General features: G+C 53.8%; 26 protein-coding genes. 12 read left to right on the top strand and 14 right to left on the bottom strand.

Annotated elements, in window-relative coordinates; all coding sequences use genetic code 11:
* Window positions 1-47: 47 nt before the first annotated feature.
* The 3 genes from L5220_RS08295 to L5220_RS08285 form a co-directional block, all read right to left on the bottom strand.
* Entirely contained in the window at window positions 48-2,099 is a 2,052-nt protein-coding gene (locus L5220_RS08295; protein ID WP_499572915.1) for a cation:proton antiporter domain-containing protein, read from the bottom strand.
* A gap of 64 nt (window positions 2,100-2,163) precedes the next feature.
* Entirely contained in the window at window positions 2,164-3,402 is a 1,239-nt protein-coding gene (gene trpB, locus L5220_RS08290) for a tryptophan synthase subunit beta (RefSeq protein ID WP_499572913.1), read from the bottom strand.
* Between the two features lie 53 nt (window positions 3,403-3,455).
* The gene (locus L5220_RS08285) at window positions 3,456-4,232 is read right to left on the bottom strand and encodes a DUF1350 family protein (protein WP_499572911.1); all 777 of its coding nucleotides are present in this window, start codon (window positions 4,230-4,232) and stop codon (window positions 3,456-3,458) included.
* Between the two features lie 84 nt (window positions 4,233-4,316).
* On the opposite strand from L5220_RS08285, the gene L5220_RS08280 reads away from it, so the two are divergent.
* Window positions 4,317-5,495 (top strand): F420-0:Gamma-glutamyl ligase, encoded by a 1,179-nt coding sequence (locus L5220_RS08280; RefSeq protein ID WP_499572909.1) that lies wholly within the window; start codon window positions 4,317-4,319, stop codon window positions 5,493-5,495.
* Here the strand turns inward: L5220_RS08280 and L5220_RS08275 are convergent.
* Window positions 5,492-6,820: a class I SAM-dependent methyltransferase gene (locus tag L5220_RS08275; protein WP_499572907.1), complete on the bottom strand. Its 1,329-nt coding sequence runs from the start codon at window positions 6,818-6,820 to the stop codon at window positions 5,492-5,494. The genes L5220_RS08280 and L5220_RS08275 overlap by 4 nt on opposite strands.
* A 369-nt stretch (window positions 6,821-7,189) precedes the next feature.
* Between L5220_RS08275 and L5220_RS08270 the strand changes: the two genes are divergently transcribed.
* Window positions 7,190-7,468, top strand: a complete 279-nt coding sequence (locus L5220_RS08270; RefSeq protein WP_227517602.1) for a DUF7219 family protein — start codon at window positions 7,190-7,192, stop codon at window positions 7,466-7,468.
* Between the two features lies 1 nt (window position 7,469).
* Window positions 7,470-7,646: a hypothetical protein gene (locus L5220_RS08265; RefSeq protein ID WP_198406176.1), complete on the top strand. Its 177-nt coding sequence runs from the start codon at window positions 7,470-7,472 to the stop codon at window positions 7,644-7,646.
* Here the strand turns inward: L5220_RS08265 and argC are convergent.
* Window positions 7,643-8,695, bottom strand: a complete 1,053-nt coding sequence (gene argC, locus L5220_RS08260) for an N-acetyl-gamma-glutamyl-phosphate reductase (RefSeq protein WP_499572904.1) — start codon at window positions 8,693-8,695, stop codon at window positions 7,643-7,645. The two genes, L5220_RS08265 and argC, sit on opposite strands and share 4 nt — an antisense overlap.
* An 87-nt stretch (window positions 8,696-8,782) precedes the next feature.
* Between argC and L5220_RS08255 the strand changes: the two genes are divergently transcribed.
* The 3 genes from L5220_RS08255 to L5220_RS08245 all read left to right on the top strand — a co-directional run bounded on the left by L5220_RS08255 (window position 8,783) and on the right by L5220_RS08245 (window position 11,013).
* The gene (locus L5220_RS08255) at window positions 8,783-9,784 is read left to right on the top strand and encodes a hypothetical protein (RefSeq protein WP_499572901.1); all 1,002 of its coding nucleotides are present in this window, start codon (window positions 8,783-8,785) and stop codon (window positions 9,782-9,784) included.
* Between the two features lie 104 nt (window positions 9,785-9,888).
* Window positions 9,889-10,293, top strand: a complete 405-nt coding sequence (psb27, locus tag L5220_RS08250; protein WP_499572899.1) for a photosystem II protein Psb27 — start codon at window positions 9,889-9,891, stop codon at window positions 10,291-10,293.
* A 6-nt stretch (window positions 10,294-10,299) separates the two neighbouring features.
* Complete coding sequence (locus tag L5220_RS08245) at window positions 10,300-11,013, top strand: M15 family metallopeptidase (RefSeq protein WP_499572897.1); 714 nt, start codon at window positions 10,300-10,302, stop codon at window positions 11,011-11,013.
* A gap of 97 nt (window positions 11,014-11,110) precedes the next feature.
* On the opposite strand, the gene L5220_RS08240 is transcribed toward L5220_RS08245, so the two are convergent.
* Window positions 11,111-12,541 carry an ammonium transporter gene (locus L5220_RS08240; protein ID WP_499572895.1) on the bottom strand — a complete coding sequence of 477 codons (1,431 nt, stop codon included), beginning with the start codon at window positions 12,539-12,541 and terminating at the stop codon, window positions 11,111-11,113.
* A 303-nt stretch (window positions 12,542-12,844) separates the two neighbouring features.
* Here L5220_RS08240 and L5220_RS08235 point away from each other — a divergent pair, with 303 nt between their 5' ends.
* Window positions 12,845-13,708, top strand: coding sequence for a Tab2 family RNA-binding protein (locus tag L5220_RS08235; RefSeq protein WP_499572893.1), 864 nt, complete (start codon window positions 12,845-12,847; stop codon window positions 13,706-13,708).
* A gap of 12 nt (window positions 13,709-13,720) precedes the next feature.
* Here L5220_RS08235 and truB read toward each other — a convergent pair whose 3' ends face one another.
* From truB to L5220_RS08220, 3 genes are all read right to left on the bottom strand, one after another.
* Window positions 13,721-14,590: a tRNA pseudouridine(55) synthase TruB gene (gene truB / locus L5220_RS08230; protein WP_499572891.1), complete on the bottom strand. Its 870-nt coding sequence runs from the start codon at window positions 14,588-14,590 to the stop codon at window positions 13,721-13,723.
* Complete coding sequence (locus tag L5220_RS08225; RefSeq protein WP_499572889.1) at window positions 14,590-16,074, bottom strand: TolC family protein; 1,485 nt, start codon at window positions 16,072-16,074, stop codon at window positions 14,590-14,592. Before L5220_RS08225 ends, truB begins: the two co-directional genes overlap by 1 nt.
* 94 nt (window positions 16,075-16,168) lie before the next feature.
* A complete protein-coding gene (locus tag L5220_RS08220; protein WP_499572887.1) occupies window positions 16,169-16,606 on the bottom strand; it encodes an RNA-guided endonuclease InsQ/TnpB family protein in 438 nt (145 codons plus the stop codon).
* A gap of 200 nt (window positions 16,607-16,806) precedes the next feature.
* Between L5220_RS08220 and L5220_RS08215 the strand changes: the two genes are divergently transcribed.
* The 4 genes from L5220_RS08215 to L5220_RS08200 all read left to right on the top strand — a co-directional run bounded on the left by L5220_RS08215 (window position 16,807) and on the right by L5220_RS08200 (window position 19,487).
* A complete protein-coding gene (locus tag L5220_RS08215; RefSeq protein WP_099798605.1) occupies window positions 16,807-17,445 on the top strand; it encodes a response regulator transcription factor in 639 nt (212 codons plus the stop codon).
* 151 nt (window positions 17,446-17,596) lie between these two features.
* Window positions 17,597-18,199 (top strand): anthranilate synthase component II, encoded by a 603-nt coding sequence (locus tag L5220_RS08210; protein WP_448515412.1) that lies wholly within the window; start codon window positions 17,597-17,599, stop codon window positions 18,197-18,199.
* Between the two features lie 64 nt (window positions 18,200-18,263).
* Window positions 18,264-19,013 (top strand): MBL fold metallo-hydrolase, encoded by a 750-nt coding sequence (locus L5220_RS08205; protein WP_499572884.1) that lies wholly within the window; start codon window positions 18,264-18,266, stop codon window positions 19,011-19,013.
* Window positions 19,014-19,115: 102 nt separating this feature from the next.
* Window positions 19,116-19,487, top strand: a complete 372-nt coding sequence (locus L5220_RS08200; protein ID WP_099798602.1) for a ferredoxin-thioredoxin reductase catalytic domain-containing protein — start codon at window positions 19,116-19,118, stop codon at window positions 19,485-19,487.
* On the opposite strand, the gene panB is transcribed toward L5220_RS08200, so the two are convergent.
* Window positions 19,484-20,281: a 3-methyl-2-oxobutanoate hydroxymethyltransferase gene (gene panB, locus L5220_RS08195; RefSeq protein WP_499572882.1), complete on the bottom strand. Its 798-nt coding sequence runs from the start codon at window positions 20,279-20,281 to the stop codon at window positions 19,484-19,486. The genes L5220_RS08200 and panB overlap by 4 nt on opposite strands.
* Before the next feature lie 70 nt (window positions 20,282-20,351).
* Window positions 20,352-21,314, bottom strand: coding sequence for a hypothetical protein (locus tag L5220_RS08190; RefSeq protein ID WP_499572880.1), 963 nt, complete (start codon window positions 21,312-21,314; stop codon window positions 20,352-20,354).
* Window positions 21,315-21,427: 113 nt separating this feature from the next.
* Here L5220_RS08190 and L5220_RS08185 point away from each other — a divergent pair, with 113 nt between their 5' ends.
* Complete coding sequence (locus tag L5220_RS08185) at window positions 21,428-22,384, top strand: glycosyltransferase family 2 protein (RefSeq protein ID WP_499572878.1); 957 nt, start codon at window positions 21,428-21,430, stop codon at window positions 22,382-22,384.
* A gap of 35 nt (window positions 22,385-22,419) precedes the next feature.
* Here the strand turns inward: L5220_RS08185 and L5220_RS08180 are convergent, their stop codons facing one another.
* The 3 genes from L5220_RS08180 to L5220_RS08170 are packed head-to-tail and all read right to left on the bottom strand — an operon-like array spanning window position 22,420 to window position 24,004.
* Window positions 22,420-22,776: a hypothetical protein gene (locus L5220_RS08180; protein WP_499572876.1), complete on the bottom strand. Its 357-nt coding sequence runs from the start codon at window positions 22,774-22,776 to the stop codon at window positions 22,420-22,422.
* 29 nt (window positions 22,777-22,805) lie between these two features.
* Entirely contained in the window at window positions 22,806-23,573 is a 768-nt protein-coding gene (locus L5220_RS08175; RefSeq protein ID WP_499572874.1) for an ISL3 family transposase, read from the bottom strand.
* Window positions 23,570-24,004, bottom strand: coding sequence for a transposase family protein (locus L5220_RS08170; protein WP_499572872.1), 435 nt, complete (start codon window positions 24,002-24,004; stop codon window positions 23,570-23,572). Before L5220_RS08170 ends, L5220_RS08175 begins: the two co-directional genes overlap by 4 nt.
* Between the last annotated feature and the right edge of the window lie 155 nt (window positions 24,005-24,159).

Raw genomic sequence — 24,159 nt, 5'->3', positions numbered from 1 at the left:
AGGGGAGTTGAATCGATTAGACAACCAGTTTTGACGGCAGCAACGGTTCATTTATGAGGCTCACCAAATAAAATCACTGATGTGTGCAATTGTTGAACTACTTGAGTTGTAATATCACTTACGGTTAACCCCCCAGCAGTACCGCGACGAATAGAGCGCATTAGCACTAGGTCACACTGTTGTGCCTCTTGCAAAATTGCAGCGGCAATATCGTTGCTAACCAGAGTCTTAATAATAGTCGTGATCTGTGGGGCTTGCTCTTGAGTGATGCTCCCTAAATCGTCTTCAAACTGAGAGGTTTGCTCTTGGGGAGTGTTGGGCAGCACCACATGCAACAGAATCACTTTGGCATTACTCACTCCCGCCAAGGCTTGGGCAAAACGAACAATCCGCAGGGTCGTGGGGGTTAAATCCCGCGTGGGTACTAGGATGGTAGCAATGTTTTCTGGTGCATCCAACAGGCGAGTAATGGCTACAGGGCAAGGGCTTGACCAGAGGACGCTATCAATCATGCTGCCAAACAACCGTGCCTTGAGACTGCTGGTTTCTGACCAGCCCATAACAATAAGGCTGGCATTTTGTTCACGACTGAGGCGGGTAATGCCCAAGGCAACATCATCATCAATGCGAATGGCCGGAGTTACTTCCACTCCGTAGGCATCCGCTAGCTCAACCGCACGACGGATTAACTTACGACTGCGGATCAACTCACCCTCGAGTCGGGGATCGTCCATGTGGACTTGACCACGTACAATCGCTACCGAGACGACTCGCCCTGACTCATAGCGGGCTAGCAATGCCGCTAGTTCAATGAGCGATCGCTGAGTTTGGGGATTGTTGACCGGCACAACCACCGTAAACGGCGGCTGCGGATCCTCAGTGTCCCCATGGGAGCTATCCCACCATGCCGCCACTTCATCAATGGCCTCCTGTTCCGGCTGTGGAATGGGAATGCGATTGGCGGTGCGGGCGGTAATAATGGGGCCCAGAATTGAGGTCACCACCATCAGCACCAAGACACTGTTCAGGATGTCTTTGGTGAGAATCCCTTCTTGAAACCCCACTAGGGTGGCGGCTAGGGTGGCTGCCACCTGCGGCAGCGAAAGAGACCACATCGTCAGCATCTCTACCCGTGTGTAGCGGTACCATAGCGCAGCGAGCCATGCGGCAATAAACTTGCTGCCAATGAGGCCAACCACAATGGCCACCGTAATCCCAATGGATGCCAACGTCTTTACAAAGGCCGGGATGTCAATCAGTAACCCCATATCGACGAAAAAGAAGGGGATAAACAACACCCCGCCCACAAACTCCACCTTTTCTTTGACGGGGCTGTCGCCTAAAACGTCATTGACGGCCAACCCTGCCAAGAACGCACCGACAATCTGCTCAACACCAATGACTTGCGCACCCACCGATGCCACAAAGAGCGCCAAAAGGGTAAACAAAAATTGATTCCCTTGATCGTCGCGCGATCGCCGGAAAAATTCCTTCCCAGCGCGGTCAAACCCCCACAGCACTAAGACACAGTACAGCCCTAGGGTGATGAGTTGATTCACCAGCGTTAGGGCGGTAAACTCCCCCTGGTTAATCCCCACGCAGATAGCCAAGACGACCAGTGCAGCTGTATCCGTAAAAATGGTGGCACCAATGGTCACCGTCACTGCTTCGTTTTGCACCACCCCCAGCCGCCGCACAATGGGGTAGGCCAAAAGGGTATGGGAGGCCAGCAAAGAGCCAATGAGCAGTGATGCATTCCAGCCAAAATTAAACCAACGGCCAATGGTGATACCAGTTAAAATTGGCACAATAAACGTGAGAAGGCCAAAGGTCATCGAGCGTTGGCGGGTTTTGCGAAACTGAATGAGATCAATTTCTAAACCAGCGACAAACATCAGATAGACTTTGCCAATGTCTGACAGCAGCTTCATTGTCTCGGTATCGTGTGAGAGAAACCGCAGGCCATTGGGGCCAAGAATCACCCCGGCCAACAGCAATCCCACTAGACCCGGAAGGTGCAGCCGTTCAAAGACTGGAGGAATCAGCAGAATCACCGCCAGCAGAACCGTAAAGACAAAAATGGGGTTGCTGACATCCATTGGTGCTTACCCTGCTATGGACAAGAGTGTTGATTCAGATCATCAGATGCATCATCAGATCAAATTAGGCTTGCTGAGCCTCGAAGTAACGACCAATGGTTTCCACATCCTTGTCTCCACGCCCCGAGCAATTGAGGACAATCCGTGGTTGGCCTGTGAGTTGCGGGCACAGGGTTTCAAGGTAGGCAAGGGCATGGGCGGTTTCTAGGGCAGGCAAAATGCCTTCGAGTTCCGCTAAGCGCACACAGGCGGCGATCGCCTCGGCATCGGTCACGCTATAGTATTCCGCCCGGCCAATGTCTTTTAAGTAGCTGTGCTCTGGCCCCACCCCCGGATAATCTAAGCCTGCGCTGATAGAGTGAGCCTCGACCACTTGGCCATCTTGATCTTGGAGCAGGTAACTCATGGCACCGTGCAGCACGCCGACCTGTCCCTTGGTGAGGGTGGCGGCATGGTGAGAGCTATCGATCCCTTCGCCAGCGGCTTCAACACCAATGAGGCGAATCTGGGTATCGGGGACAAACTCGTGGAACAGTCCCATGGCATTCGAGCCACCGCCAACACAGGCCAGCAGAATATCCGGTAGGCCACCCCACTTTTGCTGACACTGCTGCCGTGTTTCCACCCCAATAATGGCATGGAACTCCCGCACTAGCATGGGGTAGGGATGGGGGCCGGCCACAGAGCCAAGGATATAGTGGGTGGTTTCCACATTGGTCACCCAGTCGCGAATTGCTTCAGAGGTAGCATCCTTGAGGGTGCCCGTTCCGGCACTCACCGGCGCAACCTCTGCACCCAGCAGCCGCATCCGTAAAACATTCAGCCGCTGGCGCTCCATATCCTGTACGCCCATATAGATCACGCACTGTAGGCCAAAACGAGCGCAGACAGTCGCCGTGGCCACACCGTGCTGTCCGGCACCGGTTTCGGCAATAATGCGCCGCTTGCCCATGCGCTGAGCAAGGAGTACCTGTCCCAAGGCATTGTTGATTTTGTGGGCACCGGTGTGGTTTAAGTCTTCGCGTTTTAAGTAAATTTGGGGTTGAACGTAGGAATTGGCGTAGTGGGCACTGAGGCGCTCAGCAAAGTATAGGGGGCTAGGGCGACCCACATAATCGTGGAGGAGCTGCTGTAGTTCCTGCTGAAAGCTGGGGTCTTGACGATAGTGATTAAAGGCCGCTTCTAGCTCTGCCAAGGCCGGCATGAGGGTTTCGGGGACGTACTGACCACCAAAGCGACCAAAGCGGCCACGATGATCGGGGCGGGCAGCGGTACTTAACGCATCAGTAGAAGCAGCAGTCACAGGCACAATCCTTCACGAGTAATGTTGAGGGGGTCTTATAGGATTGTGCCACGTCACGGCAGACGGCGGCTGAGGGTGCGGCTTGGGTTCAGCCAATCATCTAGGCACGCCTCTAAAACCTGCATTTCGGGAAAAAGGCTTTGCCGCAGCCATTGCCCAATCGCATCTAGAGGGGAAAATTCTGCCCCCACTTGCCAGTTGAGTCCTTGGCTGAGGGGGGTCAGGTGATTGCCCGGTAGGCTTAAGGCAGTGACCAGATCGGCAAATTTGGCTTTTAAGAGGCTACGCAGGCGGGCTGTTTGGTCAATGTCATCCTCTTGAAAGCGAATGAGGAGGTTGCGGCGGACGGGGTAGCGCTCTTGGATCAGGTGTTCTGTTTCTTTGGGGCTGGGGCTGAATTCAACGCCAACCGGCGCAAGGTTCTCCACCCAAGGAATGGATTGACTGGCGGCGTAGTTATTGAAGGCCATAAATATATTACCGGCACGATCGCCATCGTAGAGGCTATTAACGAGCAGGTGGAGCTTACAGCCCATACTGTGTCCCAACCCGTAGATCGGCAACCCGGGGGGGTGGCCTTGGCGGTACTCCAGCCAGTCAAGGGCATAGTCAAGTTTGTTGAGCACCTCAAGGGCGATCGCCGCGTGATCAAAAGTGTTGACAAAAGGGGTAGCGATAATGCCATAGCCAATGGTGGCTAAGTGCTCCAGCAAGCGCCGATAGGTCAACTGGGGGGCTGCCGCCACAAAGGCACCCCCAAGAAAATGAATCCAGCCCACGGGACGACGCGGCACCAACAGCCAGTTGCCACGCACCTCTTGCCATTCCAAAATGATTGACCTCCAAACGTGCGTAATTAACTGTAATGTAACGAATACGCAGACAACGGTGTAATAGGTGTAATAGGAGACGGTATGGTCGCTCAACTGATTGCCCTTGGCGCAGCCGGAGTTGGGGTACTGGCAGCACTAGTGGCTCTAGGGTTGGAATGGCGCTATCGTAAGCGGCCAGCCCATCCCTTAGAGATTATTCCTGCCGTGTGGAACCTTGAAATTTACGAGCCGCAGCACTATCGCTTTGTCGGCCAGTTGGGGCTGAGCAATCCGCACCGTGGGCTAGAGGTCATGGTGCCGAATCTCACGGCTGAAGTGGTTCTCTTGGCCGACAGCGCCGTGGACACCATTCAAACAGAGGTGTACGTTACCCCCCGGCACCCAGAACCCGAATTTGCCCCCCGCGCCGATGGCTATTGGTTTGCCTATATTGTGAAATCCACAAAGCAAACCAGTGTTGAACTGCGGGTGGATCTGCGGGGGGTGAATGTGGCAGACGTGCAGGCAGCTTGGGTTAAGGTGCATTACGTTGCCTATGGTCCCCATGGTCGCTTTGCCAAGACTCACCATGAATTTATCCCCCTGAAATTTCCAGCCAAGGGGGAAAGCGGTGTGTGGCGACCGGCGGAAGGCTGTCAAGTGCTGCCCATTCGCACCCACTTACTCACGCCCCTAGATGTGCCGCTGGAGGTTGTCAATCGCTACGTGCTCCCCCACGCCCAAGCGGGAGATATTGTGGCCATTGGCGAAACACCGATCGCCATCATCCAAGGTCGCCTCAAGGACCCGGCGCAGTTAACACCGGGCTGGGTGGCTACGCGGGTGTGTCAGTTCTTTTTGCCGACCTCTAGCCTTGCCACGGCCTGTGGGATGCAAGCCCTTGTTGAGGAGGTAGGCGAGCTACGGGTGCTGCTGGCCTTCTTAGGCGGGGCGATCGCCAAACTATTTGGCTATCGGGGTGGATTTTACCAGTTGGCCGGAGAGCAAGCGCGACTCATTGATGATGTCACCGGCACCCTACCCCCCTACGATCAATTTATTGTCATGGGGCCTGCCAACCCCCAGGCGGTAGTGGATGACCTCGCGGCCAAAGCAGGTCTTGGGGTGGCCATTGTCGATGTCAACGATCTCGGTGCGGTCAAAGTGCTGGCGGCAAGTGCGGGCGTATCGCCACAGCTATTGACCGCTGCCCTGCGCAAAAACCCGGCCGGTAATGCCGATGAGCAAACCCCCATCGTTCTCATTCGCCCCCAGCCCTAAGCAGGGCTCACCAGAACAAATAAGCCCGTTTCTAAGCGGGTCAGCAGTGCCTGTAATTGCTGTTGCGCGGTGGCAGCTGCAAGGGGTTCAAGGGTGACAGGATCACGGGGCGAGAGTTGCCGGTAGCGATCGCATAGTGCTGGAAAGGGTAGTGATCCCTCAAACAAGGGTAGGAGAGTGGCCAACCCAAGAGGATCGATGTACACCGAGCTAGGGCTAGCAGCACTCATGAAGGTGCCTAAATCCACAATCCGGCGATCGTTTAAGTAGTTGAGCCATTTCTCCTTGATCTCGGCAGTTCGCAACTGTGGGTGGAGGTGGATAGTGGCCTGCTGCCATTGCGTTTCTGACCACTCTTCAAGGGGCGCAACCTCAGCCTTAGTGCCACCATGCCCACACCAAAAATCTAAAAGGCGATGCACTGGATGAATCAGTTCGTACATCTCTAGCTGTACCTGTAAGGGCACATCTGGCAAGCTCAAGGCCAAAAAGGTCGGTAAATTCTCAGGATCCCTAAACAGATCCAACAGGTTCCAATGGCGCCAGTTAACCATCGAAATGAACTCCAGATCAGCCGCCGCCAGATAGGCAAACATCTCAGGGATCGTGCTGCCCTTATCCCCAACGAGAAGATGATTGGCCAACAGGGTTTCATTGCTGGCATCGTTGACATCGTTGTAACGGGGGTTCCATGCCCGTGCTTTTAAGTCCACGCCATCTTTGAGTTCCTGCATCACCTCCCGCACGATTTCCATTTCTAGGTCTTCGGGGTTGCCATCCATCAATCCCATCAAACGAAAGAGGCCTTGAGCGCGATAAAAGGGAAACCGTTGGAACGCACTGTGCAAATTAGTGCGCAGAATGCCCTCTGGCTTTAGGACACTTTTAAGCGCCTGTAACCCCTCTACGGCATCGGGCAATAGGTACAGCACCTCATCGCAGTTAATGTAATCAAATTGCTCTGCCCAGGTGGGTAACTCTAAAATGGAGCGGGTTTCAAAGAAGACATTCTCAATGTTGTGAAACTTCAAGCGCTCCGCCGCCAATTTGACGGATTCCGCCGACAAATCAATGCCGACAATTTCTGCCCCCGGATTGGCGATCGCCAGCACCAAGGACTTATAGCCTGTCCCACACCCCGCATCAAGAATGCGTTTGCCACGGGTCTCGGGGACACGACGATCCCTCAGATAAAAGGCGGTGACCAGATCATGAACAAACAGAACATTGGGGTTATCCTTAGGCGACTTGTCAAGGGCAATGCGTGGATACGGACCATAGTCAAACTGGCGGCGAACTTTTTCTAGATCAGCATCAGTGGCCATCAACCAACACTCCATAAATAAACCAAATTTCACCAATTGACCCTCCTCATTGGCGTGAGGGAGAAGAGCCTTGGTGGTATTAGGCAACTGGTTCAAACCGAGTCACCTTTACCCAATAATTTCGGCTATCACGCAGATGATTTCCAACATATTCTTGGTATTCAATGCCACCTGCCCTATGTTGATTGCCACGTTTGGGTCTCGGTCTAGTTTAGCCCCACATGCGCAGCGATGGGGGTGCCGCCCCAACCCACCAAAAAGAAGGGCGATTTTTGTATTTGCTAAGCCCTGTCGGAACCCTACAGCGCCAGTGATCCCGCAAGTGTTGATAGAATAGTTAGTAGATTCATTTGCCAAAGGGCTACTCCTGTGTCTGAACTGCCCCAACCAGAATTTGATAAAGACAAGTTTTTGTACCCTACCAGTCGCTATCACGGTAACTTTACGCCGCAAAATTTGGCATTTAATGCCAATTTGCAGGAGTTTGCTCAGCGGGTGAGTTACATCTGTGGGTTGGAAACGGGTGGTAAGTTGCCCCCTCAAGAGGCCTATAACGAAATCAAAGCGCTCTGGAAGCAGTTAAAAAAATCCCGCGAAATGTTGTTGGACTATGAGCCTAACCCACCCGATGAGACCGCTGGGGACTAAAATGCCGCGATCGCCCCATTATCCCACGACCCTGCTACTGAGCTTGGGCACAGCGCCTTTTCTGGTGGGGGTGTGTGTTGGCCGTGTCCTGTGGGCGTTCAGCTTAGACCTCAGTGCTGCGAGTACCGAACTCCTACGAGGGGAGTGCCTGCCCCTAGTGAATGCCGACGAGGTTTAGGGGTAAAAGGCTACTTGAGGTAGGCCAAGGGTTTCCGGCCACCCCATCATGATATTCAAACACTGGATTGCCTGCGCTGCTTGCCCCTTCATCAGGTTGTCGATAGCCGACATAACGATCACCCGTCCAGTGCGTTCATCCACCTCAATGCCAATGAAGCAGGCATTGGTGCCCCACGCCCACTTGGTTTGCGGGTAGATGCCTGGCGGCAAAATACTGACCCAGGGCGAATGACGATAGAACGCTTGATAAATGGTGATTAAGTCCTCCCGTACCAGACCTGGATCCCGCAGAGTCGCGTACACCGTGGCAAGAATCCCCCGCGGCATCGGGATAAGGTGAGGGGTAAACTGTACCAACACCGACTGCCCTGATAAATCGCGACAGATGGCTTCAATTTCAGGGGTATGGCGGTGGCGGGCAACATTGTAGGCGGCTACAGAATTATCGGCTTCCGCCAGCAACAAATTCACTTTGCCTTGACGCCCGCCGCCGGAGGTGCCGGATTTGGCATCGATAATTGCGGTATTAGGTTCAATGAGCCCCTGTTTGATCAAGGGGGCAAGCGCCAGCAGACTGGCTGTGGGGTAACACCCTGGACAGCCAATCAGGGAACTTTTGGCAATGCGATCGCGATAAAGCTCCGGTAGGCCATACACCGCCTGTGCGGCAATCGCAGCATCATCCCGCTCGGTGCCATACCACTGGGTATAGGTTTTGAGGTTCTGAAAGCGATAATCCGCCGAGAGATCCAGTACCTTACAGCCCCGCGCTAACAGTTGCGGAGCGAGGGTGAGGGCAAGGCCATTGGGGAGGGATAAAAATACAACTTGGGTGCGATCGCCAATAGCGGCAACATCCACTGGCTCAACCGTTAAATTCACCCGTCCTTGCAAATGGGGATACAACTCAGTGTAGGGACGACCCGCGCTACCTTCGCCCCCCAGATAGGTAATGTCCGCGTAGGGATGATCTAGCAGTAAACGCACCAGTTGAATGCCACCATACCCCGATGCCCCAATAATGCCAACCGCAATGCGATCGCCCATACCTCACTCCCTTGTTGTTGCCCTTAGTGTACCGTTTTTTCACCAGTTCGCTTATACTGCCGGATCTGTCCTCAAGCATTCATGTCGATGGAGCTAACCCCTGATTTTGTCTTGCCTCTCCCTGCTGCGGATGCCTCTCTCACTGAAGCGGAGTTTTTACAGCAGGTGCGCCAAGCGTGGCAGGTGTGTGAACGCTTTGATCTGCAAACGGAGATTTGGCGGGGGCAAATTTTACGGGCGGTGCGCGATCGCTACCGCCATCAAGGCGATGAACGGGGAGTAGGCTTTAGCCACTGGCTACAGGAACACGACATTAGCAAGCGCCGTGCCTACGATCTGATTCAGTTGGCCGATCGCGCCGATGAGCTACTAACCCAGCGTCCCCTTCCCCCCGAAGCTATTTCTCGCTTTAGCAAACGGGCTTTTTTAGAAACCGCCGCCGCCGACCCCGAAGTCCAAGCCCTCATTACCGATGCGGCGCAACAGGGCGATCGCATTACCCATCGCGAGGTTCGCCAACTACAGGAGCAGTGGACTGCCCTCAACTCCGACCTGTTACCCACCATTGTTCGCGAAAAAGCGAGCGATCGCACCCTTGCCCCCCGCTATGTAGCGCCATTGGTCAAAGAACTCCGTAAACTCCCCGCGGATCAGCAGCAGGAACTCACCCAGGAATTGGTGAGAGATCCAAGTGTTGACACCGTCAAACAGGTCACCGCCACAGCGCGGCAGTTGGGGCGTTACCTCGAGGCAGCCCCACACATTCAAGCCCTGAATGCCACCCCCGTAGATCTACAGCAGGTACTGGCAGAAGCCCAACGGCTTGGCCAACTACACACCCTCGCGGATCTCCTCCAGCAAGCCGCACAGTTAGAGAGCACCATTGCCCGTCTTTATACCACATGGCAGCGGGTCAGTCAGTTAAGCGATCGCCTCTACACCGAGGCTGGCGCCAGCACGCCCCACCTACAGGCACTATTAGAGGCACTGGATTTACTCTCCGGTGATATGGTGCAAATAGACCTAGGCGGCAAAGCGGTGCGTTTGCATATCCTTGCGGCCTCAGACACCCCAGCCCATCGCTCGTGATCCCTAGGCCAGAGCGTTGTGGATCGTTCTCGAAACCGTCATGGGTTAAAATCAGCATTGTGCATAGCTACGATGGCTGTGCAGATTTCTTGTTGGGGTTTGGTATGAAGCGTTTTTGGGTCGCCGTTTGCGCCATTTTCCTGAGTTTTTCCCTACTGCTCACCAGTTGTGCCAATGTGCCAGCGGGCTTGAGCGGTAACTTTCGGCAGGATACATTAACCTTGATTGAGAGCTTACGCGAGGCGATCGCCCTACCGGAGAATGACCCCGGCAAGAAAGCGGCTCAAGCCGACGCCCGCAAGAAGCTCAACGACTTTTTCGCCCTGTACCGCCGCGATGAGTCTCTGCGCTCCTTAGCGTCCTTTACAACCATGCAGACGGCGCTGAACTCCTTGGCCGGTCACTATAGCTCTTATCCCAACCGCCCCCTCCCTGAAAAATTAAAGGCCCGCCTCGAACAGGAATTTAAGCAAGTTGAACTGGCGCTTGAGCGGGAAGCCAATAGCTAGTGCCGTATGGGGCAAAAACCCTACACCTGTGTTCCCATTCATGAGTGTGGTGAACCCCTCGCCCCGATTCCCGAGGGGATTGTACGTTTGTCTCCCCATCCCTATCAGCAGGTGGGTGCCCCCTACGGTAATGCGTCCCCCTTCTGGCTGCGCGTGGGCGTCATTACTGCCCTAGAGGCAGCTCAAGCATCCCTCATGAGCTACGGTTGGCGATTAGCAATTTTTGATGCCTATCGACCGGTAGCCGTGCAGCAGTTCATGGTGGAGCACACCTTTCGGGAACTCTGCACCCAGCGCGATCTTAATCCCCAACAGATAGATGGGTCCCTTGCCACCACCCTATGGGAGCAAGTGTATTTGTTTTGGGCCATTCCCAGTCAAGACCCGCAACAGCCTCCTCCCCACAGTACCGGCGCAGCGGTGGATCTCACCCTCGTCGATGAGACAGGCACTCTCCTAGACATGGGCGGGGCAATTGATGAACTATCGGAACGCTCCTATCCTGACTTTTACGATCGCCACCCCCATTTAGCCCATGCCAAGAACATTGCCGAACGTCGTCAGCGACTCAACCAAGCAATGAGCAACGCCGGGTTTCAACGCCATCCGAACGAGTGGTGGCATTTTTCCCTTGGCGATCAGCTATGGGCATGGCAAACACAGCAGCAAACCGGACAATCGGATATCGTTGCGCGCTATGGCCGCATTGATTTTGCCTAGAGATAAAAAAACTGCCCCCCCGAGGAGGGCAGTAAAAACCACCTAGGGCAATGGAGTCAACCACCAGAGTGGTTCAACTCCAAACTTGTATGGCCGGCTACTCCTTCAGGAAGCCACTGTAGGCTTCCATGCCATGCTCGCCAATGTCTAAACCTTTTAGCTCCTCTTCTTCCGACACGCGAATGCCAAGGGTTTGCTTCAGTGCCAGCCAGAAGATGCTCGTCATCAACACCGTGAAACCACCAACCGTTAAGATGCCAATGACTTGGGCAATGAGCTGGGTAACCCCATGACCCGTGAGCAATCCCAGTTCTTTATGGAATAAACCAACCGCTAGGGTTCCCCACGTCCCACAGACAAGGTGAACCGACGTGGCACCAACAGGATCATCAATTTTAATCCGATCAAAGAAGAGGACGGAGTAAACGACAATGACACCACCAATGGCACCGATGACCACGGCACTCCAGTAGGAAACGGTAGCACAGGGTGCCGTAATGGAGACCAAGCCAGCAAGAATGCCGTTAATAATCATGGATAAATCGGGCTTGCCAATGACCACCCACGCGGTAATCGTTGCTGCAACACCGCCCGCTGCCGCCGCAAGGTTGGTGGTTACAGCAATATAGGGTACCGCTTCATCGGCAGCGAGTTGAGACCCTGGGTTAAAGCCAAACCAGCCAATCCACAGAATTAAACACCCCAGCATCGCAAAGCCCATGTTATGCCCTGGGAGTGCATTGGGGGTGCCATCGGCGGCGTACTTGCCAATGCGCGGTCCTAGGAACGCTGCCCCCATCAGAGCCGCCCAACCGCCTACGGCGTGAACCACCGTGGAGCCTGCAAAGTCAGAAAAGGCAACCTCTTCACCCAAGAAGGGCATTTTAGACAACAGACCCCCCCCCCAGACCCAGTGACCGCTGATGGGATAGGAAATGCCTGTGAGCAGCAAGCTAAAGATTAAAAAGTCAATGAATTTGACGCGCTCGGCAACTGCCCCAGAAACAATGGTGGCAGCCGTACCGGCAAAGGCTGCTTGGAACAGAAACGCTACCGGGATCGCTAAGCCTTCTGGAAAGGGAGCGAGGCCGTAGGTTTCTGGATTTTCACTGCTAAGGAAAAAGCCCCCCAAGCCAATAAAGGCATTTCCTTCGGTGCCAAACATAAAGGAATAGCCAATGGCCCAGTAGGCCAAGGTGGCCAAGGCAAAGACAATCAAGTTTTTCGAGAGGATGTTCACTGCGTTTTTCTGACGACAGAAGCCGGTTTCCAGCATCCCGAAGCCAGCATTCATGAAAATCACCAAGACGGCGGCAATAAACACCCAAATGGTATTGAGTACCCCTTGAACGTATTCAGGAGTAAGGGGTTGATCCTGTGCCTGTGCTGCGATACCCCAAACGGCAACAATAATGAGGGCAAGGGGGATGCAAGCGACAAGCGCTGGCGATCGCCAGCGGATGTTGGGTTGCCAATCTAGTAACGGTCGCTTTTGCCGTCTAGCACGTTTCAGTTTTAACTTGGACATCGCTTTCGTTCTCAACGGATGGACAAAAGACAAGGCTTGCAAACGAGTTGAGCGGAGGAGACTTCGCAGCAGGCAACCACAGTTGTGGCGCAACAGCACGACAGAAAATCATGACTGTTGTGTGGCTTAAGTCAAATTAAGCGTTTACCCGCGGTTAACCTTTGATTGCACCAGTTCTACCCCCTGAAAATCTGTATCACKTTATACATTTACTTGGGCTGCMAAAACCGCCTATCCTAGGGAAGGCAACCTTGTCACTCGTTAAGGTGGCGTTTTCTCTTGTGGGAGTGGGGCAGTCGGCCAATGGATAGGATATGGGAGCTAGATTTTTATTCCCGACCTGTAGTGGATGAAAACAACAAAAAAATCTGGGAATTGCTCATTTGCGATCGCCAGTTACAGTTTCAGTTCAGCAAAACCTGTTCAGGTGCTGAAGCCAATGCCCGCTGGTTACAGGCGGCTCTTGGGGAAGCATTAGGGGAGTGGCAGCAGCAGTTTAGTCTCGCCGCCGACACTCAGCCCGATCGCGTACGGTTTTTTCGCCGTGCCATGAGCGCTATCATTATGCGTGGGGGCACAGCTGCTGGGTTAGGGATGCTGGCCAGTCGGCGCACCTTTGCCCTCTACCATTGGTTGCGAGAGCGCCACGCCCACGTTTATCCCAGCTTAGCCAACTATCAGGCAGAGCTTGCCGAGGCTCCGCAATTGTTGCCCCCTGCCCCCGAACCGTTACCCCCCGCCCTCATGGGCGATCGCTGGCAGGTCACCGCCTTGCCTTGGCAGGAGCTAGCAACAGCCCATGAATGGCAACTGCCCTTTGGGGATATTCCGCCCTTACCCTTTTTACAGTTAGCGCCAGACACCATTATTCCGGGGGTCATCATTTACTCACAGCGCGCCCTACCTCTGGCGGGTTGGCTCTCAGGGCTAGAACCGGCCTACCTTTCCCTTGAATCTGAGCCACAACCGCTGCTGATTCTCGACAGTGGTGCCAGCGATCGCTGGGTGTTAGCTCGCTTGCGAACCGAGGCACTGCGAGGGGAAATCACAGCTTTTATGGAGGCGTGCAAGGCCAGCAGGGGGCTACACTTCATTGCCGTGCAGGAGAGACCCCAGCAAGAGCAGTTACAAGGGTTTTGGTTACTTCAACAGTTGAGTGTGATTTGAGGGGCAATTCCCTTAGTCCCTCAGCACAACCTTAGGTTGAAGGCGATCGCCGATGCTGATGCCAAGCCCCAAACAGGCTTGAGTAGCGGCACAGGTGACCCCCATCAGGGTATTCTCAGGTTGGTGCCAGTCCCCTAGTACCCCTCGCCCATGGTACCAATCTGTCACTTGCCCAGCCTCCAGCGCCACCCACGGCAAATGTGCTAAAACCCTTTGGGGCGACAGCAGCGGTAAATCGGTTACGGTGATCTGGTCTAAGGCTACGCTCTGCTCAATGGGCAAGCCGCCACTTTCAACCCGCCGCAAGGCGCAGAGGGTGCCCCCCACCCCCMGAGCACCCCCCAGATCCCGGGCAAGGGCGCGAATATAGGTGCCACTGCCACAGGTAATGCGCAAGGTCACTTCTGGTTGATCCCCCGGCTGCCACATCAACAGATCAATGGCGTTAATCTCAACCGTTCGCAGGGGCGCATTGACCACCTCACCCGCGCGGGCACGGGCATAGAGCCGCTGTCCTGAAACTTGGATGGCGCTATAGGCGGGGGGGCGTTGCTCAATAGTGCCAATAAACTGAGGAAGGATGGCTTCAATGGCTGCCACGGTTAACTGCTGCGCCGTCGTAGAAGTCAGCACGGTGCCGGTAATGTCATCGGTGGTTGTGGTCAGGCCAAAGCGAATGGTGCCAACATAAACCTTCGTCTGTGGCAGATACGGCAGCAGCCGCGTAGCCGCTCCGATGGCGATCGGCAGCACCCCTGTAGCCATCGGATCTAAGGTACCCCCATGACCAATACGTTTGTAGTGCAGTTGCCGCCGCAGTTGGGCGATGCAGTCGTGGGAGGTGTAGTTTGCCGGTTTATCCAGATTCAAAAAGCCCAGCATTAGGGAGTAGAAGCTGTTTGCGGATTTAGGGGTAAGCCACTCACAAACCGCTGCAGTGCGGCAATAGCGCGGTTGTAGTCAATAGTTGAGCTAAGGAGGTTGCTTTGCGCCTGAATCAAGGATGTTTCGGCATTACTTACCTCCGCTTGGGTGCCAATCCCCGCCTGAAACCGCAGCCGCGCTAACCGTAAGCCTTCCGTTGCTTGGCGCACCGCTACTTCATTGGTGCGGATGTTCTCTTGGCTAGACTTTAAGGTGTAGTAGGCTTGCTCTACTTGAAAGCGAATCAGGTTCTTAAACGCTGCGTACTGGGCTTCAGCGATCGCCGCTGAACTTTCTTGCTGCGCCGCACTGGCACGGGAGACGCCGCCATCAAACAGCGTCCAATTCATTTGGCCACCGACGGTATAGCCCCAGCGGGGAGCAAGGGAATCACTCAGGTCATCGGTGGTATTAAAGCTGCCCCCGGCCACCAGTTGGGGGCCTAGGTTCCCCAAGGCCACGCGCCGCTGTTGCAAGGCAGTATTGCGCTGGGCAAGCTGTTGCTCCAGTTCAACCCGATTGCGGAAGGCAAGGGTAATACTCTCTTCGAGGGAAAGTTTCCATTCCCCCACCACTTGAATGGGGTCTGCGGCCTGCACAGTCACCTTATCATTCAGGCTCAGGGTTTGCGCCAGTTGCCGCTGTGCTGTTTGTAGCTGGCTTTGGGCTTGCACCAACTGCTGTTGGTTGTTGGCCAATTGCACTTCGGCAGTTAACACATCAAAGAGTGTGCCTAGACCGGCTCGTTCGCGCGCCACCGCATCCCGCAAACTAATTTGCGAGTTTTGGACAGCGGCTTGGCCAATGCGCACCAGTGCTTCTGCCTGCTGAATGTTGTAGTAGTCGTTGGCCACATCTTGGCGCAGTTGTTCAAATTGGCGTTGCAAATCCAGTTCGGCATTGCGCACCTGTTCCCGCGCTGCTTGAATGCTGCCCGAGCGCTGCCCCGCTGTAAAGATGTTGTAGCCTAACTGAACCGTATTGGTCCAGGTGTTACTGGTGGTGTTTAAGGGCACAGGTGGTATCCCCAGACCACCGCCCTTGATAAATGCCTGCTGTGCTTGGGCATTTTGCAGACGAATGGCCGCCGAATCGGTACGGCTAATATTTGTTTGGAACGACAGGGTAGGATACAAGGCTGATTCAGCTTGGCGCAATACTGCCCGGCTCTGTTGCAGTTGAGCCTCAATAATTTGTAACTGCCGATTATTGCGGCGTGCCAATTCAATCGCTTCGGTGAGGGTAATGGGGCGATCGACATCAATAGTGACCTGCTCAGGCCGGTTGGGTAAGTAGAGGGGATCAGGATTGGGATTGAGGGGGATGAGATCTGCAGCGGTTGTCGCTGGTTGGGCGATCGCCCCCGGAATGGCCATCAGTAACAGCCCGCTCAAGTGACCCAGAAGCCAAAGACTCTTTTGCCACATCACTTGGTTGTCCATACGCACTCCTCCCACCGATAACACTCCTGCTACGGCTTAGCTGCGCCTAATTTGACATCCTCCCTGTCCTCTAGAGGACGGGGATTCCCAAGTCTCACGACGTAGGTTCCTGCTTCATTGCAACTGCCGCCACCCTTATTACGTTAGCGCTCCGCGCCGCCAAGGCGAACCCTCCACAGGCGGATAGCGTGTGTCCCACGGCCAAACTGCCGCCGTTGCGCTTCTCGTTGAACTGTGGGTATCCCGCTCGTCCCGCAAAGCAGTTGGTGAAGGCGGTTTGCAGATGCCTGAATCTTTGTTGCAAGGGAGCGCTGCTAACTTCATTCAAAAACTGGAAGTCATCCTGTTTTTTCCACTCCGTCAGCATGGCAGAGGGTTGGACGTATCCAACTCGCTCTTGCGGTTCATCCCATGCGTCAGTTCGCGCTGCCACCGCTCGGTTGTACACCAGTCGGACACAGCCAAACGTTTTCCTCAGCAAGCTTTCTTGCTCAGGGGTTGGATAGAAACGATAGCTGTAAACTTTTTCCATGCGCTAGATTATAGGAGATAATTTGTAAGTTTGCATTTGGCAGTCTGGGGCTGCTGCTCCTATCCCTCCTCGCCCTACAGACAAACCGGGGTATCTCGGAGGTTTAAGATAAAAGGCTGGGGCAAGTGATGGGGCAATTTAGAATAGGGGCAGATTAAACGCGCTCACCCTAGAAATGCTCCTGCCGCTGCGTTAACGCCATGACCCAGACCCATAACCGCCAAAGCGCCACCATCTTGCTGGTAGATGATGACCCCAACTTAGTCTTGCTAGTGAAAGACTACTTGGAAATGCAGGGCTACGCAGTACTCACCGCCGCCCACGGTCGTGAAGCCCTAGACCAATTGCAACAGCATACGCCTGATCTGATTATTTGTGATGTGATGATGCCGCAGATGGATGGTTATAGCTTTGTCAGTACAATGCGACAGCATCAGCATTTACACTGGTTACCGGTATTGTTTCTTTCCGCTAAGGGGCAAACCCACGATCGCATCAAGGGGCTACAAACAGGAGGCGATGTGTATCTTGTCAAGCCCTTTGAACCCGATGAACTGCTCGCCCAAGTGCAAGCCTTACTGAAGCAAACCGCACGGTTGCGAGAGCAGCAGCGCACCTCCCCCACAGCGCCGACACCGCCCCCGGGGGTTGAGCTAACCCCCACGGAAACCCGCATCTTGCAGTACGTGGCGCGGGGGTTGGCTAACCGCGAAATTGCCGCGGAACTGCATGTCAGTCAGCGCACCGTAGAAAGCCACGTGAGTAATATGCTAGGGAAAACAGGACTTCACAACCGTACAGAGCTGGCTCGCTGGGCCATGGATCATCACTATGCCTAGTTTGACACTCCCTTCGCGTTCAGCAGGAGAGCTACCCATGACTCTGCTACCATACATGCGTCCTAGCTTGCTACCCATGGGGGAGAAAGCGATCTCCCCTCCTTTCAACGGTAAAATGACGGGACACTGCAACTTTGGAGGCTGTTAGCCATTGATTATTGTGATCGACAACTATGATAGCTTCACCTACAACTTGGTTCAATACTTGGGGGAGCTAGCTACGGAGTTTGCTGTTGCTGCTGATCTCCGTGTTTTTCGCAATGACAAGATCACCCTTGCCGACATTGAGACCCTAGCTCCAGACGGCATCGTCATTTCTCCGGGACCCGGGCGGCCAGCAGATGCTGGTATTTCCGAAGCAGTGATTCGCGCCTACGGGCCTAAGTGTCCTATTTTAGGGGTGTGCTTAGGGCATCAAGCGATTGGCGAGGTGTTTGGTGGCACTATTACATTGGCACCAACCCTGATGCACGGTAAAACTTCCGACATCTATCATGCTGGGGTAGGGGTCTTTGAAGGTTTGGCTCAACCATTTACTGCCACTCGTTACCACAGTTTGGTCATTGACCGCGAGACTTGTCCCGATGTCTTAGAAATTACGGCATGGACGGCAGATAACCTGATTATGGGGGTTCGCCATCGGCAGTATCCCACCCTTGAAGGGGTACAGTTCCATCCTGAAAGTATCTTGACCCGCTGCGGCAAAGACTTGCTTAGGAACTTTTTGGCAACGGTTGCCCGTCAGCGGCCTTAACTAGCCTCGCGGCATAAGCCAATTTTTCTCTATACTTAGCTGGGAATGCACTGTGGGGAGACCTATGGAACGGCGACAGTTTTTGCGTTGGGCGCAGGTAGGGGCGATCGCCAGTTTAGGAGGACATTGGGCGGCTCACGCGCAAGGAGCAGGACTGTCACTACAATGGCTGGGGCACACTTGCTTTCTGTTTAGCGGCAGTGGCCAGCGGATTCTTGTGAATCCCTTTCGTCCCATGGGATGCACCCAAAGGTTACGCCCGCCCCGCGTTGCTGTAGATATTGTCATGATTAGCAGCCGCCTACTGGATGAGGGGTACATTGAAGGGCTGCCGGGTCGCCCGAAGCTGCTGTTTCAACCGGGTAACTATAAAGTCAATGGTCTGACAATTCAGGGAATTCGGACAAATCACGATCGCGTAGGTGGCTTTCGCTTTGGTGTTAATGTTGTGTGGCGGTGGCAGCAGGGGGGGGTCAACATTCTCCATATGGGGGGAATTGCCATGCCCCTCAGCATTGAGCAAAAAATTCTCATGGGCCGACCCGATGTGATGATTGTGCCTGTGGGGGGCACTGACAAAGCCTATACTGCGGCAGAGGCCAAAGCTGCCATTGAGTTATTGCAACCCCGTTTAGTCATTCCGTCCCACTTTCGCACCGCAGCGGCTGATCCAAACAATTGCGATTTAACGGGCTTGGATGACTTTTTAGCGGTGATGGAAGGTACTCCTGTACGGCGAAGTGGCAGTAGCTCACTTGCGGTCTCAGCGGGGAATTTGCCACAAACAACAACGATTCAAATCCTCAGCGTGTAAGTAAGTGTAATAAACAAATACTGTAAGACTGTTGGAATCTCTGTGACGTTAGGCTAGGGAGTATGTCAAACTATAGGAATGTCCTCCGTCGCAAATTGTGCCATGAGTAACGCCTACAAGCCACAGCAAGCCTCTGACAAAAATTTAGAAGCCGTGCGCAAATTTGCGGAAACCTATGCCCAACGAACAGGAACCTACTTTTGCGCTGATCTGGGAACCACTGCGGTTGTTTTAGAAGGTTTAGCCAAACACAAAGACGATTATGGCTCGCCTCTGTGCCCCTGCCGACACTACGAAGATAAGGAAGCGGAAGTGGCGGCTGCCTACTGGAACTGCCCTTGTGTACCCATGCGAGAACGGCGCGAATGTCACTGTTTACTGTTTTTGACACCAGATAATCCGTTTGTGGGCACCCAGCAAACAATTACCTTCGAACAAATTCGCGAGGAAACAAACCGTTTTACGGTGTCCTAGGGCTGAGGGGGCGGGTAAATGCGGGAGCGCACGTTGTGACAGTACTGCTGCAACGCGGCGATCGCTTGGGTACCAAGGTCAGCGTACACCGGCGCAAAGGGCGGCGCTTGGGGGGTCAACCCCAGCACATCGGCAGTGACCAGCACTTGCCCATCGCAGTGAGGCCCTGCACCAATACCAATAGTGGGAATCTCTAGTTTGGCAGTAATGCGTTGGGCGAGCTCACTGGGAATATGCTCAAGGATTAAGGCAAAGGCACCCGCCTGAGCTAGGGCGATCGCGTCGGCAAGAATTGCCTCTGCTGCCTGCTCAGTTTTTCCCTGCTGCCGCAGCCCGCCCAACTGATGCACCCGCTGGGGCAGTAATCCAACATGACCCAAAACTGGAATCCCCGCTTCCACAAGCCGTTGAGTGGCTGCACAGACCACTGGTGAGGCACCCTCCATCTTCACCGCTTGCACCTCCGCTTCCTTTACCAGTTGTCCCGCCGATCGCAGCGCCTGTTCCGGGCTTTCGTGATAACTCAAAAAAGGCAGATCGCACACCACAAAGCTGGCAGTTACCCCCCGCCGCACCGCCCGCGCATGGTGAATCATCTGCTCTAGGGTGACCGGTAGCGTGGTGCTGTAACCCAAGGCCACCATCCCTAGGGAATCCCCTACCAAAATTACATCAACCCCTGCTGCATCGAGCAGCCGCGCCCAAAGATAATCCCATGCTGTCAGCATCGTAATGGGATCACCGTGCTGTTTTTTTTGCTGGAGTTGGGGTAGGGTAACGGGGCGACGCGCCATGGGCAAGGGAAATAAGACCGTACCCCCTATAGTGCAAGGGATTGGCAGCAGCGTCAATTAGGGGGCGCGCTTAGAGGCGATCGCGCAGTTGGTTAACCATGGCTTGCGCCGAAGCCTCATCCTCAAACATGCCTAACTGAATCTTCGTTTCAGCACCATCACCCACTAAGAACGCATCCGGCAAAATCTCCTGAACTTTGGCTAAGTCCGCCGGCTCGGTATAGGGGGCAAGCACATAGTAACGGCCATTACTCGCGTGCTCAATAAATACCTTTGAGGGGGTAGATTCCACCACTGGCGATGGGGACGATAGGGCTGGACTAGGTTCAGGGGAGGACGCTGGCTCCAGTTGCGCAAGGGTACTGCGGTTAACATCAGGAAACTCGCGGGCGGCCATATTTGGGCCAGAGGGGGGAGCAGACGGGCTGGTGTCCGCTGGTACCTCGTTCACCACCACGGTAGGAGTCTCCTGCCGTGCCAACCACAAAAGGGTGCCGCCACCGAGTCCCGCAAGCACCCCAATAACGATCAGCCAACGTTGAAAATGGTGCGACCTGTTGCGATCCTGCTGCTGAAACCACGGACGGTTATTCTGACGAGCGTGCTTGAGGAGTTCGCGGGTAGAGGCAAAGGGGCGTTTGGTCTGCTGCTGCGGTGGGGGAGCAACGGCTTCAGGGGCACTGCTGGTGTAGGACTGGGGTAATAGTCCCGCCAGTTCTGCTGGGTCAAAGTCGATGAACTTGTCCGTATCGCCCTGGGCGACCGTGGCGTCAGAGTGCAGGCTCAAAGGGGAGGGCGGCTCGACAGGGGCAGGGGCTGCCGTAGGAGCGATGGGGGTGGTGACAACAGGAGCAGGGGTGTCTAGCGGCTCAGACACGGTAAGCCCCGGACTGCTTGGCTGAGGAGTTTCGAGRGGGSGGTGAGACTRAACAAGCCGATGGCAGCGAAATTGAGTGAGTTCTGCTTCTAAACTAAGATTTAGGGAGGCCAAGGCAGCTTGCAAACGGTTGCGATCAAGGGTCGGGGTAGTCATAGCGGTGGATCCTGCAAATTGGCTCTCGGGTGCTAGCAACATTCCCTTGCCTTAACGGCAAAGTACAGCAATTTATGCACCAAACTGTGCAGGTTGATAGGAGTGACACAGGTGTGATCTCTCTGCCCCAACTCAGTATTTGCATTCCGGCCTATAACCGCCCCGATGGGCTGCGCACTGCTGTTACCTCCATCCTGAGTGCCCTGACTCCAGCTCAGACTGCGGCGATTGAACTCGTGATTACGGATGATTCAACCCTTGCCACGCCACAGGTCGAGTGTCTTCTCCATGGTTGGCAGGGGGCATGGCAATATCACAAAAATCCGCAACGTTTGGGGATGGTTGCCAATTGGAATCAGAGTTTGGCCTATGCGCGGGGCGAGTTTGTGCTGTTACTGCACGATGATGATTATCTGCTACCGCAGGGGATAACCCATCTTCTGCATACGCTGAACTGCTACGGTTCGCGGTATGATGTGTTCCTGTTTGGGGTGCATCTTGTGGATGGGCAGGGGCACTGTTTGCGCAAACAAATTCCGCCTCGGGCACGGTGGCTCCCACCCGCCACTGCGGTACGGCAACTTTTATCGCACTCCTCCTTTGTCCGCTTTCCTGCCTTGGTGTGGCGGCGATCGCTCCTAGCGCGGGTGGGGGAATTTAGCCAAACCTACGGTGAAGCTACAGATATTTATCAATGGCTGCGCTTCTTTGCTACTGCGGGAGTCTATACGGTTCCTCTGGCCACTGCAGCCTATACCATTCACGATCAAGCCCTGAGCATGGGGATGTTTCAGCCCCAGACCCTCGGCCACCTCAGTGCTATCTTTCAGGAAGCCCGTCAGCTTAACCTTCTGCCCCCTAGGGTACTGCATCACGCCCAGCGGGATTTCCTACACCAGTTTATTTTGGCTGGCACATGGCGGTTTTTACGGCGACGACAGTGGCAGCAGGCCGCCGCTGTGTACCGCCTGTTGGAAGCACCCGAAGTTACTGGGCGATCGCCCCGCTGGGCCGTGACCCGCTTCCTGTTTGGGGTGGCATTGCGTCTGCTGCGGGCAGATCAGGCGTGACACTCCCCGCCGTGGAACGGCGAGGCTTCTCTGAGTTAGGCTAGAGCAAAGCCAATCTGCTCTAACTTGACCTTAGAAGGGGCTGCCACAGCCCCTCTACACACTCCACTCAAATCGATATTGAGCTTTGTGCTTACCTTTCTCATGATATTGCAGGCTCCATGACAGTCTGCATTGATGAGCCATCCTTGAGCAGTTCGGTACAGCCCTCTAAGAATTCGTTTTCCTGATGCCTTCCACCCTTCAGGTTTTTCGTCGAACGTAGGCAAGAAGTCATTATCAAAAAGCGAGGCTTGAGACGTATACGATTCTTCGGTTTCGACTAATCGAATCCCGAAAATTAAACAAAGCTGCTTAATTCGTCCAAACAGCTTGTAGTGCGGAATTTGCACGAACTCCGGCTCTATCGTCCGAGTTATGCTTAATCAATAGCTAAATGCCAGCAAATTAAGCAACGTAACTGAACATTGTCAAAGTTCCTGAACCCATAACCTGACCACTTAATCAGCTTCAATTTATTGTTAATACCTTCGACAACACCACTATTTGTGTGATTATCAAAATAAGCGGTGACTTCACCAAACCACCGACAAATTGTTCTTACGCTCTCTTGAAAACAATCCTGAGCTTGAGCTAACCAATCGAGCAATTGAAAGGTTCCATCTTTCCAATCTTTTGCTTGCTCAAAGATGGCTCTAAACGATTCCTTCTCCTGATGCATTCGAGCCAGACTTGGCACTACTTCTCGAATTTCTTCTAGTTTTGCTTTTTGCTTCTGAGTCAGATTTTCCTCCGGCTTGAGTAACGCATATTTACTTTGTTTGAGCGCGGCTGCAATCTGGGCTTTCTGGACTTCATTTACCGTCTTCGCTTTACAAATACTTTTTCGAGCCTTATCCAATTCCTGATTCACAATCTTCATAACATGAAATCGGTCGGCAACCACCGTAGCATTAGGTAGAAGTTTATGAACCAAACTTTTATAGTTTCCAGATAGGTCAATGCTCACCTCAATAATTTGATTGAGTACTGCTGCTCCCCATGCCTCAAGCACTTGCCTCACATCTTCCTGCTTGCGAGAAGGGGCAAGGGGAATTCGCCGCTCTAAATCGACCAAAACAACTATGTAATCTCCTTGTCCTTCACCTAAGGAAATCTCATCTATACCTAATCGTTTTACTGAACTCACATCGACGTTGAGTTTTTTTTACTGACATACTGTACCATTGACCATACTTCTTCATCAGTGAGACCATTTAAAATTGCAACATTATGAATGTCGCTGTGCAAAACCTGTTGCACGATTGACTGAGCAAATCGATCCGTTTGCTTGCGACGATTGCCGATGAAATCGAGCGTTTCACTGAATGGCTTACCACAAGTTCGACACTGAAACTGGCGACGATTGATCTTAAGAAATACGGTTCGTCCACTGATGCTTAAATCTCGCACTAGATACCAATGATTCTGGTGTAAATGACAACATTTTTGTTGGCAACGTGGGCAAATCGCCTCGGTGGTCTTTGCTTCCACTATAAGAATCAATTCTCCCGCAACATCGGTATAATCTTCAACCTCAATTCTAGGTAGGTTGAGTAAATCAGTTAGAAGTAGCTGCATATCTCAGATTTCGTATAGCATGTTACATTAGCATACCAAGTCCGATAGACCCGGGCGGCAAAGGACTCAAACCCGAGAGTCATACGTTTATTCAGCAACGCCCAAGAATGGTATTAGAGCCTATTTATCTATTCATCTAATTGACGTTAATTTAA

This window comes from Synechococcus sp. PCC 6716 (assembly GCF_022570815.1).
Lineage (GTDB): Bacteria > Cyanobacteriota > Cyanobacteriia > Thermosynechococcales > Thermosynechococcaceae > Thermosynechococcus > Thermosynechococcus lividus.
This window is presented reverse-complemented; position numbering and strand designations above follow the sequence as displayed.

What these genes read in the sequence shown, in the direction of transcription:
- L5220_RS08295 (WP_499572915.1), bottom strand. Translation starts at nt 2,099, where the DNA reads ATGGATGTCAGCAACCCCATTTTTGTCTTTACGGTTCTGCTGGCGGTG.
- L5220_RS08280 (WP_499572909.1), top strand. Translation starts at nt 4,317, where the DNA reads ATGGTCGCTCAACTGATTGCCCTTGGCGCAGCCGGAGTTGGGGTACTG.
- L5220_RS08275 (WP_499572907.1), bottom strand. Translation starts at nt 6,820, where the DNA reads ATGGCCACTGATGCTGATCTAGAAAAAGTTCGCCGCCAGTTTGACTAT.
- L5220_RS08265 (WP_198406176.1), top strand. Translation starts at nt 7,470, where the DNA reads ATGCCGCGATCGCCCCATTATCCCACGACCCTGCTACTGAGCTTGGGC.
- argC (WP_499572904.1), bottom strand. Translation starts at nt 8,695, where the DNA reads ATGGGCGATCGCATTGCGGTTGGCATTATTGGGGCATCGGGGTATGGT.
- L5220_RS08255 (WP_499572901.1), top strand. Translation starts at nt 8,783, where the DNA reads ATGGAGCTAACCCCTGATTTTGTCTTGCCTCTCCCTGCTGCGGATGCC.
- psb27 (WP_499572899.1), top strand. Translation starts at nt 9,889, where the DNA reads ATGAAGCGTTTTTGGGTCGCCGTTTGCGCCATTTTCCTGAGTTTTTCC.
- L5220_RS08245 (WP_499572897.1), top strand. Translation starts at nt 10,300, where the DNA reads ATGGGGCAAAAACCCTACACCTGTGTTCCCATTCATGAGTGTGGTGAA.
- L5220_RS08240 (WP_499572895.1), bottom strand. Translation starts at nt 12,541, where the DNA reads ATGTCCAAGTTAAAACTGAAACGTGCTAGACGGCAAAAGCGACCGTTA.
- L5220_RS08235 (WP_499572893.1), top strand. Translation starts at nt 12,845, where the DNA reads ATGGATAGGATATGGGAGCTAGATTTTTATTCCCGACCTGTAGTGGAT.
- L5220_RS08225 (WP_499572889.1), bottom strand. Translation starts at nt 16,074, where the DNA reads ATGGACAACCAAGTGATGTGGCAAAAGAGTCTTTGGCTTCTGGGTCAC.
- L5220_RS08220 (WP_499572887.1), bottom strand. Translation starts at nt 16,606, where the DNA reads ATGGAAAAAGTTTACAGCTATCGTTTCTATCCAACCCCTGAGCAAGAA.
- L5220_RS08215 (WP_099798605.1), top strand. Translation starts at nt 16,807, where the DNA reads ATGACCCAGACCCATAACCGCCAAAGCGCCACCATCTTGCTGGTAGAT.
- L5220_RS08205 (WP_499572884.1), top strand. Translation starts at nt 18,264, where the DNA reads ATGGAACGGCGACAGTTTTTGCGTTGGGCGCAGGTAGGGGCGATCGCC.
- L5220_RS08200 (WP_099798602.1), top strand. Translation starts at nt 19,116, where the DNA reads ATGAGTAACGCCTACAAGCCACAGCAAGCCTCTGACAAAAATTTAGAA.
- panB (WP_499572882.1), bottom strand. Translation starts at nt 20,281, where the DNA reads ATGGCGCGTCGCCCCGTTACCCTACCCCAACTCCAGCAAAAAAAACAG.
- L5220_RS08170 (WP_499572872.1), bottom strand. Translation starts at nt 24,004, where the DNA reads ATGCAGCTACTTCTAACTGATTTACTCAACCTACCTAGAATTGAGGTT.